This is a genomic window from Pseudomonas sp. MF4836 (genome assembly GCF_002018875.1).
GTDB lineage: Bacteria > Pseudomonadota > Gammaproteobacteria > Pseudomonadales > Pseudomonadaceae > Aquipseudomonas.
In genome coordinates, this window is record NZ_MVOL01000004.1 from 271,357 (window position 1) to 287,071 (window position 15,715).

At 63.4% G+C, this 15,715-nt stretch carries 10 protein-coding genes; all 10 read right to left on the bottom strand.

From position 1 onward, the window contains the following. Window positions 1-7 precede the first annotated feature (7 nt). Window positions 8-412: an immunity 22 family protein gene (locus MF4836_RS11440; RefSeq protein ID WP_078470423.1), complete on the bottom strand. Its 405-nt coding sequence runs from the start codon at window positions 410-412 to the stop codon at window positions 8-10. Further along, window positions 413-4,873, bottom strand: coding sequence for an RHS repeat-associated core domain-containing protein (locus tag MF4836_RS11445; RefSeq protein ID WP_078470424.1), 4,461 nt, complete (start codon window positions 4,871-4,873; stop codon window positions 413-415). It lies immediately after the preceding gene. Window positions 4,874-4,885: 12 nt separating this feature from the next. After that, the gene (locus MF4836_RS11450; RefSeq protein ID WP_078470425.1) at window positions 4,886-5,320 is read right to left on the bottom strand and encodes a DcrB-related protein; all 435 of its coding nucleotides are present in this window, start codon (window positions 5,318-5,320) and stop codon (window positions 4,886-4,888) included. 15 nt (window positions 5,321-5,335) lie between these two features. Next, the gene (locus tag MF4836_RS11455; RefSeq protein WP_078470426.1) at window positions 5,336-7,279 is read right to left on the bottom strand and encodes a type VI secretion system Vgr family protein; all 1,944 of its coding nucleotides are present in this window, start codon (window positions 7,277-7,279) and stop codon (window positions 5,336-5,338) included. 97 nt (window positions 7,280-7,376) lie between these two features. Further along, the gene (gene tssH / locus MF4836_RS11460) at window positions 7,377-10,058 is read right to left on the bottom strand and encodes a type VI secretion system ATPase TssH (RefSeq protein WP_078470427.1); all 2,682 of its coding nucleotides are present in this window, start codon (window positions 10,056-10,058) and stop codon (window positions 7,377-7,379) included. Beyond that, window positions 10,051-11,103, bottom strand: a complete 1,053-nt coding sequence (gene tssG / locus MF4836_RS11465; protein WP_078470428.1) for a type VI secretion system baseplate subunit TssG — start codon at window positions 11,101-11,103, stop codon at window positions 10,051-10,053. The genes tssH and tssG overlap by 8 nt, the downstream gene beginning before the upstream one ends. Continuing rightward, complete coding sequence (tssF, locus tag MF4836_RS11470) at window positions 11,067-12,926, bottom strand: type VI secretion system baseplate subunit TssF (protein WP_078470429.1); 1,860 nt, start codon at window positions 12,924-12,926, stop codon at window positions 11,067-11,069. Before tssF ends, tssG begins: the two co-directional genes overlap by 37 nt. Next, on the bottom strand, window positions 12,923-13,438 hold the full coding sequence (tssE, locus tag MF4836_RS11475) for a type VI secretion system baseplate subunit TssE (RefSeq protein ID WP_078470430.1): 516 nt from the start codon (window positions 13,436-13,438) through the stop codon (window positions 12,923-12,925). The genes tssF and tssE overlap by 4 nt, the downstream gene beginning before the upstream one ends. A 167-nt stretch (window positions 13,439-13,605) precedes the next feature. After that, entirely contained in the window at window positions 13,606-14,094 is a 489-nt protein-coding gene (locus MF4836_RS11480; RefSeq protein WP_078470431.1) for an Hcp family type VI secretion system effector, read from the bottom strand. Window positions 14,095-14,218: 124 nt separating this feature from the next. After that, window positions 14,219-15,712: a type VI secretion system contractile sheath large subunit gene (gene tssC / locus MF4836_RS11485; RefSeq protein ID WP_078470432.1), complete on the bottom strand. Its 1,494-nt coding sequence runs from the start codon at window positions 15,710-15,712 to the stop codon at window positions 14,219-14,221. Window positions 15,713-15,715 lie beyond the last annotated feature (3 nt).

Consider the following 15,715-nt stretch of genomic DNA (forward strand, 5'->3'; position numbering starts at 1 on the left):
ACCGGCCCTAGTCGCCTTTGAACAGACCGATGTATTTCAAGCCGTTGTACTGATCCTTGATCGGCTGCTTGAGCACCAAGTCCGCATCCTGATACCAGAAAATCGCGTTGGCCTGGGTGATCCCCAGCGCCGCGCAGCGCTGTTTTACCGCGTCCAATTGGTCCTGATCAACCGCCGCTTCCTGCAGAATCTCATCCAGAGAAACCTCGGCGTCACTACGCGGGATGATCCCGATAAAGTCTTCGTCATACCACTGCGTGCCAATGTCCTCGCAGAAGCCGCAGAGCTTGTAGCTGGGATCGTCAAAGTCTCCTTCGACCGAATAGTCCAGCTGGAAGTACTCCATATACTGGTCTTCAGGGGCGAAGTTGCTGCCGATCCAGACGTGTACCTGGTTTTCATCGTTGGACATTTATAAGCACCTGCTCAGTTTCATGTGGGATTTATGATTTCTGGCGATTATTCGTTTCGCATCGCTCTTGCTGGTGGCCGCTTTGAGTTCGGCAATCAATTTGTTGTGGAAGTGCCGACCGGCACGGCTTCCGTGGTGGCCGCCATCCGGGACTGGTACGCCTTTGGCATCGGTCACCTTGGTAAAAGTAACCCGGTCAGTGTCGACAACGTATTTTTTAAGCTCCTGGGCCGTGAAGCCCAGTTCTTTGGCCTTGGCTGCGATAGAAACCGGGAACAGCTCATGCTTGCCGCCGGAGCCCCTCAATGCCGCCGAAACAGAGGTTTTGTTGTCTTTGATATCTTGCACCGACGCGGCATTGAACCATTCGTCGAATTGGCCTGACTTCCACGGTGCCCAGCCCAGCGGGTCGATCCAGGTCACCGGGTTCGGCGCGTACTGGTAAAGGTTGATACCACCCGCCAAACCTATCGGGTCGGGGGAGATAAAGCGGCCGATGTCCGGGTCGTAAAATCTGAAGGTGTTGTAGTGCAACCCTGTTTCACGGTCCAGGTACTGTCCCTGAAACCTGAGATTCTGTTCTTCGATGTAATAGGATTCGCGTACTTCCTTAAGGGTATTGCCCCAGACTCGGTAAGTGGCTTGCCAGATGTGATGCCCATCGGCTTCCGTCAGCAGTTCCGGAAGCCCGTTGAAGTCGTTGTGATAGTAGCGAATCCGCTGATGCGCGCCGAGGCCGTCGACCCGGGCCAATGGCTCGTATCCATCGTTTTCGTATATGTACAGGCTGGTCTGCTGGTTGCGTTGTTCTTGCAACAAGCGCGTGCCTTCCCAGACGAAACGTGTTTCACCCAAGGGATAGTCGTGGCTGTCGTGCTCGCTTTTGGCGATACGCCGGCCCAGTGGGTCGTAGCTCATTCGTAGCCGCGTCTCGCCCTGGGCACTTTGACTCCGGACTTCGATCAGGCGGTGTTCTGAGTCATAGGTGAAACGCTGGACGCCACGGCTGCCGCTGCGTTTTTCGACCATGCGGCCAAAGGCGTCGTAGCGATAACGCTTGTCCTGGTAAGTCAGCAACTTGTTATGCACCACCAGCCCGGCGCCCGCATTAGGGCCATCGAGCAAGTTGGCGGCAGCATCGTAGGCAAAGGTTTCGTTCTGGCCTTGCTGGCTGCCCTGGCTGGCGATGATGCGGCCGGTCGCGTCGTAGTGCAGCAATTGTTGTTCGTGGCCTGAAACATGGCGCTCGGTACGCCCGATCAGGTGGTTATTGAGGTCGAACTCGAAGTGCTTCTGTTCCGTTGCGGGAAGGTTGGAGAGTGCCGGATTCGTTCGGCGTAGACGTGAGCGCAGGCGACCGCTTCGATCGTACTCGCTGCGGGTGCTGAGCTGACCCTGGGTACGCATGACTTCACGATGCAGGCGGTCGCGCTCGAAGTCGCTGATGACTTGCCCGTCGAGGTTGATTTGGTGCAGATGGCCACTGCCGTAGGTCAGCCGGTTTAGCCAGCGGCCGTCCGGGAGTTGAGTCTGCACCATGTTGCCGAGTTCGTCGTAGTGATGCTGCAAGCTGCCCGTTGCGCTCTGCTCTGTCAGCAGTTGGCCGTTGGCGTCGTAGCTGAACGCCAGTGCCTGTTGCTGGCCCTGATGATCGGTGAATCGAACTCCAAGTAACTGGTCCAGCAGCGAGTAGCTGTAGACCGTGGTGCCGTCGTCGGTTGTCTTGGTCGTCAGCCGCCCCACAGCATCGCGTTGCAGGTGATGGACGATTGGCGCTACCGCAACATCTGGCACCAGTGCGAGGCCGTTGCCATGAAACGCTGGAAGGTAATCGACACGGATCGGGTGCCCCAGCAAGTCGTAGGTATAGCGGCGGGCGCTGCCGTCCAGGTCCTGCTGCTCGACCAGACGGTCGCCCTTGTCCCAAGTAAAGCGGTAGTGTTCGCCATTTTCATTGGTAAGGGCTTGCAGCCGACCGTAAGGGTCATAACTGAAACGTACCTGTCGGCCTTGAGCGTCGATACGCTGGCGTACCTGGCCACGACTGTCGTACTGATAACCGGTTCCGTGGCCTGCGGGGTCGATGTAGCGCGTCAGCAAGCCATTGGTATCGCGCTGAAAGTGCTCGATTCTGCCATCGGCCAGTTGGCTTTGTAGTAACCGCCCGTGAGCGTCGTACTGGTAAGTCTGGCGTTCGCCGAGGGCATCGGTGATCACCTGCAAGTGGCCGCGCCGATCATAATCGAAGCGAGTCGGATAGCCTGAGCAGTCGACATGTTTGACCAGTTGTCCCAGGCCGTTCCAGTCCAGAGTCTTGCTCCTGCCGCTGGCGTCGATGATCGTCACCACCTGGCCGTAAGCGTTGTAGCGGTACTGGGTAACCGCACCCATGGGGTCGGTTTCCTGGATGCAGTTGCCGCGTGGGTCGTAGCGGTAGCTCCAACTGTTACCGCCTGCATCGGTTTCCACCAACGGCAATGCCCAGTGTTCCAGCCACAGGGTCGACTCGGTGCGTCCCAGAGGGTCGAGGCTTGCGCTAAGGTTGCCGGCCTCGTCATAGCTGAACTGGTACTGCCCACCCTTGGGATCGATGGCCCCCAGCAGTTGCCGCTCCTCATTCCACTGGAAGCGCCAGGTCTGTTGAAGGTTATCGGTGTACTCGATGACTTGCTGCTGGCTGTTCCAGGTACGGCTACTCGTTCGTTGCAGGCCGTCGGTAATACGAGTGATGCCGGCGCTCAAGTCGTAGTCGAACTGGTACTGTTCGCCGTCGTCGGTCCAGTGCCGGACCACCCGCCATTCGCGCTCTTCTATCCACCCCCACTGATAGAAACAACGCAGCCCAGTGGGCAACTGGTGTTCGACCATGCGCCGCCCGCTGTCGTAGGCAAAGCGGCGCTGGACGTGAGTGCTGATGTCTCTGACCTCGGCCAAGTCGCCGGCGCTATCGTAGGCGTAACTGACCAGTAGCTCCCGCTCCCCATCGGGATACAGACATTCGATCTGCGACACGCGCTTAGGCCATTGCGTGCTGTACCCCAGCTCAATCTGGATCAAGTCATCGGTATCGCGTAGTCGCGTGAGATGCCCGCTTTCGGCGTAGTCGAGGTAGATACGATTGTCGTTGCGGTCGCCCAGTTGACTAAGGCGCAGGTGCGTGGGGTCGGCCGGGTTGGGTTCGAATAGCCGATAGAGGCCGTTTTCGCTTTCAATCAGCAACTGGCCGTTGGTGTTGCGCCGCACACTGAGTTTTTCACCCGGGCTGTACACCGCGCTGCCTAGCGCAATACTCCCCATGTCGATGCGTCGGGCTTGCTCGTCGGTATAGATCAGGCGCTCGCCGCCATCGGGGTGGGCTTCGATCTGGACGCTGATTTCGTACGTAACGCTCCAACCCGCACCGAATAGTCCGTCGTGACGTTCGTCGTGGCTGTTGTAGACGCGCTGCCAGTCGATCGGAAAAGGTCCGGGCAAGACAAAGTCCATGTCCTCGCCGCCGCCCAGCACCTTGGCCCCAGTTGGCGCATGCACCGGGTTCGGCGAACCCACTACTGCATTGGTCAGCGCCCCCATGGCCTGGCTGACCACAAACGAATTGACCCCCGCCAGCAACATGCACGGCAGGTTGGCCTTGAAGTTGCCCTTTGCGCCCTTGAGCATCATCAGCGCGGTGATGGCCAGGCCCACGCCTGGGGTCTTGCCGCTGCGGATCTCGCGCACCACCACCGAGCCGCCGCCGATGGTGACGTTGGACGAGACCATGCCGGCGGCAACGACTTTGGCGTCGCAGGTGCTGCGGTCGCCGCTGCGCACGGCGGGCTGGCCGTTGATGGTGACTTTTTCCGAGCCTTCGGCGAGAAACTGCGGCGGCATCGGTGGATGCTTCATGCAGGTCACCAGGTCCAGCGGCTTGGGTTCTGCACCGGGGGCGGGGGTGGCGACGGTGGGGCGCCACATCTGCGAGAAGAAGCCTTTGGCCATGTCCAGGAAGCCGGGCTCTTCGGCCGGGGCCTGTGCCGACTCTGGCGACTCCGGCGCGGGCGGTTCTGCGCTTTCCGGCGTGCCCGACGGGGCGACATGGGAGGGCACGGTGCCCGCGGCACGGGCGGCCGGAATGTTGTTGGTCAGGGTGTCGGTGGAGCCGCTGAGGATGGTGGCCTGCACTGAGGGGGGGAACAGCGCGTTGCCCATCCAGTCGCACATTTTCGTCAGGCCTTTGTCGGCCCCGGTCTTGCTCATGGCCAGCCCGACGATCACCCCCACCACTGCGCCCAGCAGGCAGGCGCCGAGCCCGCCGGTGGCCACGGTGATGCCGGTCGCGGCCACCACGGCGGCGGTAGCCAGGGCAGTAATCGCGACGTTGGCCGCCACCTCCAGCACGCCGCTGAGGATGTCCGCCATCATCGAGCTGTGTTCGAGCCCGTCACCCAGGCGGGCGGCCCACAAAAGTGCGTCAGACATGCAGGGCGCTCGTCACTGAGGTCCGTCGAAATTCAGGGAGCCCTTGATGCTGGCCCAGTGCGCGGCATCGGCATCGCCCAGGGGCTGGGCCTTGACGTAGCTGAGGGCGAGCATCTTGCGCGTGCCCGGCAGCACCAGGGCCAACTGGTATTGGAACACCCGCTCATTGCCCTTGTTGAACTGGCTGCGCAGCTCAAGGGCATCGACCTCTTGCGCCGTGCCTACACGCACCGCCACCCCGGGCTGGTAACGCAGTTCCTGGACCTGTTGTTCGAGTTTCTTCAACTGGCTGTCGAAGCTGCCTTGCAGGGTTTCACCCTCGGCCAGCAGGCTGCGACTGACGATCAGCGAGGTGCCCAGCTCCGGGAACTTGAGGATATTGATCGACGCGTCCAGCAGCTCGCTGGGCGGCAGGGCGAATTGGAATTCGTTGAGGCGATAGGACATGGCGCTGGGCTCTGGTTAGGGGTTGCCCTTGGGCTTGGGAAACATGGCGTTGACGCTGGCATCGATGCTGCCCTTGATGCCCTGGCCTTCCGGGCTCGCGCCGGCGCTGCCGCCGTTGTTCAGGTGCAGCACGCCGCCGGTGTTGAATTCGGCATCGCCCGAGGCATAAAAGCTGATCTGTTTGCCGGTGAGGTTGATCTGGCCGCTGGCGTTCAATTCCAGCACGCTCTCGCCGCAGACCAGGCGCAGGTTCTCGCCGACCTCGATGACGTAGCTCTGGCTGATGCTGTCGGTCTTTTTGCCACCGACTACCAGGATGTCCAGTTCCCCCACCGCGCGCAGGCGGGTCGAGCCGATGGTGACCGTTTCGTCACGGCCCACGCTCTTGTTCCGGTCATGCCCCACCGAATGGCTTTCATCGACCTCGACCACGATGTCCTGGTTGCGCTCGGCGTGGATGTACAGCTGCTCCAGGCCCTTTTTGTCTTCCATGCGGATTTCGTTGAAGTTGGCCGGGGAGCCGCCTTTGCTGGAGCGGCTTTTCATGCCGCTCTGGGTGGCGTTGGCGGGCAGGTCGTAGGGCACGCTCTGCTCGGCGTTGTACACGCGGCCGGTGATGATCGGGCGGTCGGGGTCGCCTTCGAGGAAGCTGACGATGACTTCCTGGCCGATCCGCGGGATCTGCATCGAGCCCCAGTTCTTGCCGGCCCAGGCCTGGGAGACGCGGATCCAGCAGGAGCTGTTTTCGTTGGACTGGTCGTGGCGGTCCCAGTAGAAGTGCACCTTGACCCGGCCGAACTGGTCGGTCCAGATTTCCTCGCCGCTGGGGCCGACCACGATGGCGGTCTGCGGGCCTTTGACGACGGGCCGGTGGGTGTCGGCCAGGGGCCGGAAGCTTTGCTGGGCGTCGATGCAGGTCAGGCCGCTTTCGAACTGCGCGCCGCCGCCACCGCCGCCCGACTCCAAGCTTTCCTGGACGATGTAGTAGCGCGCGCCGACGATCAGGTATTCGCGGTTCTGGTCCTGGCGACTGAAGCCGCTGAGGCTGAACAGGTGGCCGGCGCCGAGGCCGCGGGCGTTGCCGCTGAGTTCGACCCGTTCGTGCAGGCTTTGCAGGGCCTCGATGCGGGTGCGCGCGTAGTGTTCGCCGTCCTGGCTCTGGACGTAGGTCCCGGGGTAGTCGTACAGCGGGTAGTCGCCGGCGGTGTGCGGGCGCGGCATGGCCGAGCGCACGTCGATTCGTGCGCTGGGGCGCTGAAAGTCGTAGTCGTTGAGCTCCAGGGAGCCGGGCTGGACTTCCTGCGCCAGGTGCCAGTCGAAGATGTGGTCGCGCTCGCGCTGCTGTTCGTCGCGCGGGTAGTAGGGCACCGAGTCGTAGCCGGGCACGGTGCTGTGGGCGCCGTAGGCATCGGCCAGGACCAGCACGTGGCGGTCTTTTTCATGGCGGAAGAAGTAGTAGATGCCTTCCTGTTCCATCAGCCGGCTGACGAAGTCGAAGCTGTTTTCCCGGTACTGGACGCAGTATTCCCACTCGCGATAAGGCTGGCTCAGGGCGTCTTCGAAGTCGGAGAAACCCAGGTCGCGAAACACCTGCTTGATGATCTGCGGGATGCTCAGGTTCTGGAAAATCCGGCAGTCGGAGGTGCGGCTCAACAGCCACAGCCAGGGGCGCAGGGTCACCTGGTAGCTGGCGAACTGGCCCAGGTCGACATTCTGGCTGCACCGGGAAACGATGCCGTGGAAGTGCCGCTCGCCACCGTCGCTCAGTTGCAGGCTCAGGCTCATGGGCTTGCCCAGGAGCTGGTTGAGGTCGATGGCGGCGTCGTTCGAGGTCAGTTGCAGCTCGTAGTCGAACAGGCGCCCCAGCTCCTCGCCGCCGCCCATGTTTTTCAGCAGCAGAACATCCGGCCCCAAGGGGCTGCTGATCTGTGCCAGCCGTGTGGATTGCGTGAATAACATGGTTTATCTCGTTAGAGGCAATTGATCTGTAGCCGCTACCGCGAGGCTCGGGCCCCGTTCGGTGGCGGCTACAGTCCGTAGCAACATCCCCTTGCGCTCAAACCCCAACGTCACTGAACGCGTAGTGCAATTCGTTGTTGCGCTGGCTGATGCGCACCCCGGCCATTGGCTTGCCTTCGAGCATGCGCGTCAGGAACTCGCGGCTCATGTCCGGCAGCAGGCTGTTGGTGAGGATGGTGTCGATCATCCGTCCGCCGCTTTCGGTCTCGCTGCAGCGCGAGACGATCAGGTCGACCACCTCGTCGTCGAAGTCGAAGGCGACTTTGTGGGTGTTCTCCACGCGCTTTTTGATCCGCCCCAGTTGCAGGCGGGTGATGGCCTTGAGCATGTCGTCGCTGAGCGGGTAGTACGGAATGGTCACCAGGCGCCCGAGCAGGGCCGGGGGGAAGATTTCCAGCAGCGGCTGGCGCAGGGCCTTGGCGATTTCCTCGGGCTCGGGGACGTTCTGCGGGTCCTTGCAGACTTGCGCGATCAGCTCGGTGCCGGCGTTGGTGGTGAGCAGGATCAGGGTGTTCTTGAAGTCGATCACCCGGCCTTCACCGTCCTCCATCACGCCCTTGTCGAACACCTGGAAGAAGATCTCGTGCACGTCCGGGTGGGCTTTTTCCACCTCGTCCAGCAGCACTACGCTGTAGGGTTTGCGCCGTACCGCTTCGGTCAGCACGCCGCCTTCGCCATAGCCCACATAGCCCGGCGGGGCACCCTTGAGGGTGGACACGGTATGGGCTTCCTGGAACTCGCTCATGTTGATGGTGATCACGTTCTGCTCGCCGCCGTACATGGCTTCGGCCAGGGCCAGGGCGGTTTCGGTCTTGCCCACGCCGGAGGTGCCGGCCAGCATGAACACGCCAATCGGCTTGCTCGGGTTGTCGAGGCCGGCGCGGGAGGTCTGGATGCGCTTGGCGATCATCTGCAGGGCATGGTCCTGGCCGATGATGCGTTTCTTCAGGTGCTGGTCGAGGTTGAGCACCGTCTCCAGTTCGTTGCGCGCCATGCGCCCGACCGGGATCCCGGTCCAGTCGGCCACCACCGAGGCCACGGCCTGGTAGTCGACGGTTGGCAGGATCAGCGGGGTTTCACCTTGCAAGGCGCTGAGGCGCTGTTGCAGGTCGACCAGTTTTTCACGCAGGTCGTGGCTGTCTTCGCTGCCGTCATCGCTGTCCACCACGCCGGCGCGTTCACGCAGGGTGGCGCGGGTCGCCAGCAATTCGTCGACCAGGGTTTTCTCCTCGGCCCAGCGGCTTTCCAGCTCGGCCAGGCGCTCGCGTTCGGCGCTCAGCAGGCCCTCGCTGTTGCTTTGCCGGGTGCCGATGTTGACCCCGATCGCATGTTCGCGGGCGATGATCTGCAACTCGGTTTCCAGGGCTTCGATCCGGCGGCGGCTGTCGTCCACCTCGGCCGGCACCGCGTGCAGGCTGATGGCGACGCGGGCGCAGGCGGTGTCCAGCAGGCTCACGGATTTGTCGGGCAACTGGCGCGCCGGAATGTAGCGGTGCGAGAGTTTGACCGAGGCCTCCAGGGCTTCGTCGAGGATCTGTACCTGGTGGTGCTGCTCCATGGTCGAGGCCACGCCACGCATCATCAGCAGCGCCTTGTCTTCCGACGGCTCGGCCACTTGCACCACTTGGAAGCGGCGGGTCAGGGCCGGGTCTTTCTCGATGTGTTTCTTGTACTCGGCCCAGGTCGTGGCGGCCACGGTGCGCAGGGTGCCACGGGCCAGGGCCGGCTTGAGCAGGTTGGCCGCGTCACCGGTGCCGGCGGCGCCACCGGCACCGACCAGGGTGTGGGCTTCGTCGATAAACAGAATGATCGGCTTGGGCGAGGCCTGGACGTCTTCGATGACCTGGCGCAGGCGCTGTTCGAATTCGCCCTTCATGCTGGCGCCGGCTTGCAGCAGGCCGACGTCCAGGCTGCGCAGTTCGACGTCCTTGAGTGCCGGCGGCACATCGCCGGCGACGATGCGCAGGGCAAAGCCTTCGACCACGGCGGTTTTGCCGACACCGGCTTCACCGGTGAGGATCGGGTTGTTCTGCCGCCGGCGCATGAGGATGTCCACCAATTGGCGGATCTCTTCATCACGGCCGACGATCGGGTCCAGTTTGCCGCTGCGGGCCTGCTCGGTGAGGTCGACGGTAAAGCGCTTGAGCGCTTCCTGCTTGCCCAGGGCACTCGGGGCCATGGCGCCGCTGGCTTCGCCTGGCACGGCGCCGGCATTGAAGCCGTCGCTGGCGCTGAGGGCGTTTTCCGGCGAATCGCCGATGTATTCGTCAAAGCGCTCGCTCAGGGCTTCGACCTTGATCTTGTCGAACTCTTTGGACAGCCCCAGCAGCGCGTTGCGCAGGCTTGGGGTCTTGAGGATGCCGATCACCAGATAGCCGGTGCGCACCTGGCTTTCGCCGAACATCAGGCTGCCGTAGACCCAGCCGCGCTCGACCGCTTCTTCGACGTGGGACGAGAGGTCGGTGATCGAGGTCGAGCCGCGCGGCAGGCGGTCCAGGGCTTCGGTCAGGTCGCGGGCCAGGCGCGCCGGCTCCAGGTTGAACTGACGGACGATGCGGTGCAGGTCCGAGTCCTGCAATTGCAGCAATTGGTGAAACCAGTGGGCCAGCTCCACATAGGGGTTGCCCCGCAGTTTGCAGAAGACGGTGGCGGCTTCGATGGCTTTGTAGGCGACGCTGTTGAGTTTGCCGAACAGCGCTGCGCGACTGATTTCACCCATGCTCTGTGCTCCTTGATGTGCGTGAGGTAGTGGCCAGTTCGGCGTAGTGCCGGGCCAGAATTAAGTCATCGGCGTCTTTGCCGGGTTGGCCGAGCCAGGTGTTGAAACCCAGGCGGAAGCGACCGTTGAGTTGCAGTGCGGGCACCTGCGCCTGCTCCAGGACCAGGTTCAGGTCCCAGTCCAGTTCGTGCCCCAGGTACTCGGCGACCCAGGCCACCAGTTCCTTGAATTGCTGGCCGTCGGGGAGCATGCCCATGTAGGCGTCCAGGGACAGCGGCCCGAGGCGGATGCGGAATTTGTGCTGGCGATCCCAGACGTGGCTGCCCAGGCAGAAATCCACCCCCAGCTGATTCGCGCTGACCCCGACCCGGCTGCGCTCGGGCAGCTCCAACCACTGGCCGACGTATTCCTCGATCTGCACCGGCAGCCCGAAATACTCGCCGATGATCGCCCGCAGGCCGTCGGGGTAACGGGTCTGGGCCGCGAGGTGGCCGCTGTAGTGCAGCTTGGCGGTGTCCGGGATCAGCCCCTGCTTGAGCAGGCTCGGCATGCCGCGCCCGCTGAGGGCGGCCAGGCGCGCCGACCAGTAATCGTCGTCCGGACGGTCGTGGCTGACGGTTGGCCGGGCCTCGGCCCAGGCCCGGTAGAACAGGCTCAGCAGGCGGTGGTGGAACACATCCAGAAAGCGCTTGCTGGTGCTGTCGGCGTTGTTGCGCTGGCGCTCGCGCACGTATTCGGTGATGTGCAGCGGCAACGGGCCGTTGGGGCCGCCGAGGCCGAAGAAGAACTGCTCCAGGCGCGCCGGGGCGCCGTCGCCGCCAGGCTCTACCGACGCCAGGGTGGACGGGGCGAAGCTGCAGTCGGCCTGCTGGCCGAGGCGCAGCGGGTCGTCCGCCAGGCGCAGGGAATGGCCGAAGCGCGGCAACTGCGGCGACAGACACTCGATACGCCGCAGCGCCTGGAAGAAATCATATTCCCAGGGCTCGGCGTGCATCGCCGTCAGCGTATTCAAAGAGTCGGACGGCGTCCGGGCTTGGCTTTCCATCGCATGATCTCGCCGCGTTCGGTGGTACGTAGCACCGTCTCGGTAAAACTGTTGATCGACACGTAGCGTGCCAGGAAGCGCTCGAATACCGCGCCGAGGAGAAACACCCCGGTGCCACGGAACGCGTTTTCATCGAATTCGAGGGTGATCTCCAGGCCCCGGCCAAACACGATCGGCCCGGGCATCGGCAGGCGCCGGGTTACGGCCTTGCTGCTGACTTCACGCAGGCCTTCAATCTGCAATTGCAGGGCGGCGTCATTGCTGTCGCCGTACAGGCGCAGCAGTTCGCGCAGGGCGGCGGCGCCCTGGCCCTGTTCGCTCAACGACAGGTAGTTCAGCGACAGCTGGCTGATCAGGCGCCAGGCCTTGCCGTCATGGGCGTGGCTGGGGCGCGGCCGGCTGGGCCCCGCCAGGCAGCGCACGGCTTGCACCGGGGCACTGTCGGCCAGGGTGAAGTCGGTCTTGCTGTTGCCCACGTTCATGAACAGCGGCAGGTCGCGGTTGGTGCACAGGGCGCTGACGCCCAGTTGCCGCAGGTCGTGGCGGTAGGGCGCCTGCTGGCTGTCCACCAGGCTGACGAAGCTTTCGCTGCCGATGTAGGTCGAGCGCGGGCCGTTGCGCCGCTGGTCGCTGGACAGCACCCGCGGTTCGCGGCGCAAGGTGTAGTAGGCCTGGTCGCGGCCGTAGCGCGACGGATCGCGCACCGCATAGAACGGCAGGAAGGGTTGTTCCGGGCCGGTGCCGTGGCCGCTGATGGCGCTCAGGGAGTGGATCTCGAAATCCATCGGCCGGGTGCGGTCGGCGATCACGTGGTGTTCGTTGACCCGGTCCGAAAGGTGGATGCGGTCCACGCGCTTGGGGAACAGGTTGATCGCCGGGGTGCAGAAGGGCACGAACTGCGCCGCGCCGACGCTGCTTTCCAGGCTGGGGTCATGGCGCTCGAAGAGCACGATCAGCTCCAGCTCCTGGCCGCTGCAACGCTGCACGGCGCGACCCAGTTCGGCGAATTCGACGAACAGAAAGCGGTTGGGCAGGGCGAAGTATTCCTGCAACAGGCGATAACCCTGGAAGGCGCGGGGCACCACGGGCAGGGCCGCGTCGCAGTCATCGAAACCACGGGAGCGCAAGGCCCCGGCCGGCAGGCGCTCGACCCAGTTGCCCCCCGGCTGGCGGGCAAACACCGCGCAGGCATTGCCCAGCAGTTGCTCGTAGAGGCGGAACGGTTGTTCGTCATTGCCGTTGAGGTACAGCGGCAGGCTGTCCAGGGCCAGGCTGTTGAACGGCAGCTCGGCACCGGTGCGCAAGGTCAGGCGCAACCCGGCCTTGGCCTTGGGCTCGCTGGCGGCCAGGCGCCCGAGCACCGCCGAGGGGTTGCCGAAGTACTCGGCACTGGCGACCTGCAACGGCCACAACGTCACCGCGTGGGCGGTGCGGTACTCGCAGCAGGTCTGAGTGTCGCGGCCCAGGGCGGCGCGCAGAGTGGTGTCGCGCTCCAGGGTGAAGCCGCCGCTCAGGGAGCCTTCGTCCGGGTCGGCCTGCATCTGCACCACGGTCATCGACGGGGTCGGCGCCAGGTAGTGCGGGTAGGCGATTTCCAGCAGGTTGTGGGTGAAGGTCGGGTACTCGGCGTCGAGCTTCAACTGCACCCGCGCAGTCAGGTAGGCAAAGCCTTCGAGCAGGCGCTCCACATAGGGATCGGCGCAGTCCATGCCCGACAGGGTCAGGCGGCTGGCGATCTTCGGGTATTCCTTGGCGAACTCCGCGGCGCTCTCGCGCACGTGGTGCAGTTCCTGGTTGTACAGCTCCAGCAGGCGCGGGTTCATGGGCGCCTCCGCTGGTCGGCCTGGACCACTCGCACATTCCCGGACTCCAGGTCCAGGTCGGTCTGCAGCAGCAGGCGCAGGGGCACCGGCTGGGCCCACAGGTCGCCTTCGATTTCGAAGCTCAAGGCGTTGTGGTTCATCTCGCCAGGGGCGGTTCGCGCCCGCACGCGCAAGGTGTTGCGCAGGATGCGTGGCTCGAAGGTGGCGATGGCCTGGTGGATCAGGCTTTCCAGGGCCGCGATATCAATGCTCGACGCACTGTGCCCGGCCAGCGCCGGCAGGCCGTAGTTGATCACCGAGGTGCCGGCCGGGGTGTGCAGCGTGGCGTCGGCGTCGAGCAGGGAGGTGGTGTTGAGCAACCAGGTCAGGTCGCGCAGCACGGAATTCTTCAATTGGGTCAGGGACAGCACGCGCTTGTCGGCGCTTTCCTTGAGGTTGCCCGGTTCGTCGTCGCTCAGGCGATCGAGCAAGGACGGTTGCAGGCGGTCGCGCGCGGCGATTTCGCTTACCACAGAGGCAGCTCCACGGTCGGGTTGCGAGGGCATGACGTAATGGAGACAGGCATAGCCATGGGTTCAGGCACCGGAGCGGGAGAGGGGCATGGAATCAGGTTCGAAGCGAACCCTGCAGCCGCTGCCACAGGCTGCGAAGGCAACCGGTGGCAGCGCTGCAGACGGAATCAGCGCTTGGTGTTCGAGCGGATGTTCCAGCCGTACTTGATGGCGCCGCCATCTTTGCTGCCGTCGGCTTTCTGCGGCTGATACTCGACCATCACCTGGGCGAAGTTCAGGGTGATGTTTTCGGTCAGGCGATCATCGCTGCCCGAACCGCCGGTGCTCAGCGAGGTGACCAGGACTTCTTCGAGGTCGATGATCATGTACTCGACCTGGCTTTCGCCGCCGGCCTTGCGCACGGTCAGGCGCACTTTGTCGATGTGCTTGCCGCTGGAGCAGAGCATCATCAGGTTCGGCGATGCCTTGTCGACGTACTTGGTCAGCGACAGGTCCTGGATGTTGACCTTGCCTGCGCCACCGCCACCACCAACGTGCATATTGCCGGACTGCGACATGCCCCAGCTCCAGTTCAGGACGTCGATCTCGTCCTTGTGGGCCTTGTCCATGGACTCGCCCTTGATGTCACCGATCTTGATGAAAATATCAACAGCCATGTTTTCTCCCTATGTGGCACTTGCCACGATGTTGGTTCTGCTTCTGTAGCCAGAAGACTGCGTCGTTCGATCCGAGCTGCCGCCGCTGCCTCGTACCTGGGCAGCGGCGACAGGTTATTGCGGTTTACGCGCCCTTGGCGGACGGCAACTTCGAGACCAGGCGCAACGACACGGTCAGCCCTTCGAGCTGGTAATGCGGGCGCAGGTAGAACTTGGAGTTGTAGTAGCCCGGGTTGCCTTCCACTTCCTCGACAATCACCTCGGCAGCCGCCAGCGGGTGCTGGGCCTTGGTGGTTTCGGTGGAGTGCGCCGGATCACCGTCGACGTAGTTCAGGATCCAGTCCTGCAACCAGCGCTGCATCTCGTCCTTCTCTTTGAAGGAGCCGATCTTGTCGCGCACGATGCACTTCAGGTAATGAGCGAAACGGCAGGTGGCGAACAGGTACGGCAGGCGCGCCGCCAGGTTGGCGTTGGCCGTGGCATCCGGGTCGTCGTATTCGGCCGGTTTCTGCAACGACTGGGCGCCGATAAAGGCCGCGAAGTCGGTGTTTTTCTTGTGCAGCAGCGGCATGAAACCGTTCTTCGCCAGTTCCGCTTCGCGGCGGTCGGAGATCGCGATCTCGGTCGGACATTTCATGTCCACACCACCGTCGTCAGTCGGGAAGGTGTGCGCCGGCAGGTTTTCAACCTCGCCACCCGACTCCACGCCGCGAATCCGCGAGCACCAGCCGAAGTGTTTGAACGAACGGTTGATGTTCACCGCCATGGCGTAGGCGGCGTTGGCCCAGGTGTACTTGGAGCTGTCGGCGCCGTCGGTGTTTTCTTCGAAGGCGAAGGCTTCCACCGGGTCGGTCTTGGCGCCGTACGGCAGGCGCGCCAGGAAGCGCGGCATGGTCAGGCCGATGTAGCGCGAATCTTCCGATTCACGCAGCGAACGCCAGCCGGCGTATTCCGGGGTGGTGAAGATCTTGGTCAGGTCGCGCGGGTTCGACAGTTCCTGCCACGAGCCCATGCCCATCACGGTCGGCGAGGCCGCGGCGATGAACGGGGAGTGCATGGCGGCGCAGACTTTCGACAGCTCGCCCAGCAGCTCGACATCCGGTGGCGACTGGTCGAAGTAGTAGTCGCCCACCAGGCAGCCGTACGGCTCGCCGCCGAACTGGCCGTATTCCTCTTCGTACATCTTCTTGAAGATCGGGCTCTGGTCCCAGGCCGTGCCCTTGAATTTCTTCAGGGTTTTGTGCAGCTCCGGCTTGGAGATGTTGAGCACGCGAATTTTCAGCTGCTCGTCGCTTTCGGTGTTGTTCACCAGGTAGTGCAGGCCACGCCAGGCGCTTTCCAGTTTCTGGAAGTCCGGGTGGTGGATCACCTGGTTGACCTGGGCGGTGAGCTTGGCGTCGATGGCGGCAATGATCGATTCGATCGACTTGATCGCATCGTTGGACACCAGGTCAGTCTGCGCCAGGGCCTGTTCGGCCAGGGTGCGGACGGCGGTTTCGACGGCTTCGCGGGCACGCTCGGTCTTGGGTTTGAATTCTTGCAGCAGCAGCGAGGCAAATTCGCTGGCCTGCTCGGTCCCGGCGGGCTGGGACTGATTGTCACGCATCGATTCGGTCATGAT

Coding starts and splice junctions, on each gene's coding strand:
- MF4836_RS11440 (WP_078470423.1), bottom strand. CDS start 412: ATGTCCAACGATGAAAACCAGGTACACGTCTGGATCGGCAGCAACTTC.
- MF4836_RS11445 (WP_078470424.1), bottom strand. CDS start 4,873: ATGTCTGACGCACTTTTGTGGGCCGCCCGCCTGGGTGACGGGCTCGAA.
- MF4836_RS11450 (WP_078470425.1), bottom strand. CDS start 5,320: ATGTCCTATCGCCTCAACGAATTCCAATTCGCCCTGCCGCCCAGCGAG.
- MF4836_RS11455 (WP_078470426.1), bottom strand. CDS start 7,279: ATGTTATTCACGCAATCCACACGGCTGGCACAGATCAGCAGCCCCTTG.
- tssH (WP_078470427.1), bottom strand. CDS start 10,058: ATGGGTGAAATCAGTCGCGCAGCGCTGTTCGGCAAACTCAACAGCGTC.
- tssG (WP_078470428.1), bottom strand. CDS start 11,103: ATGGAAAGCCAAGCCCGGACGCCGTCCGACTCTTTGAATACGCTGACG.
- tssF (WP_078470429.1), bottom strand. CDS start 12,926: ATGAACCCGCGCCTGCTGGAGCTGTACAACCAGGAACTGCACCACGTG.
- MF4836_RS11480 (WP_078470431.1), bottom strand. CDS start 14,094: ATGGCTGTTGATATTTTCATCAAGATCGGTGACATCAAGGGCGAGTCC.
- tssC (WP_078470432.1), bottom strand. CDS start 15,712: ATGACCGAATCGATGCGTGACAATCAGTCCCAGCCCGCCGGGACCGAG.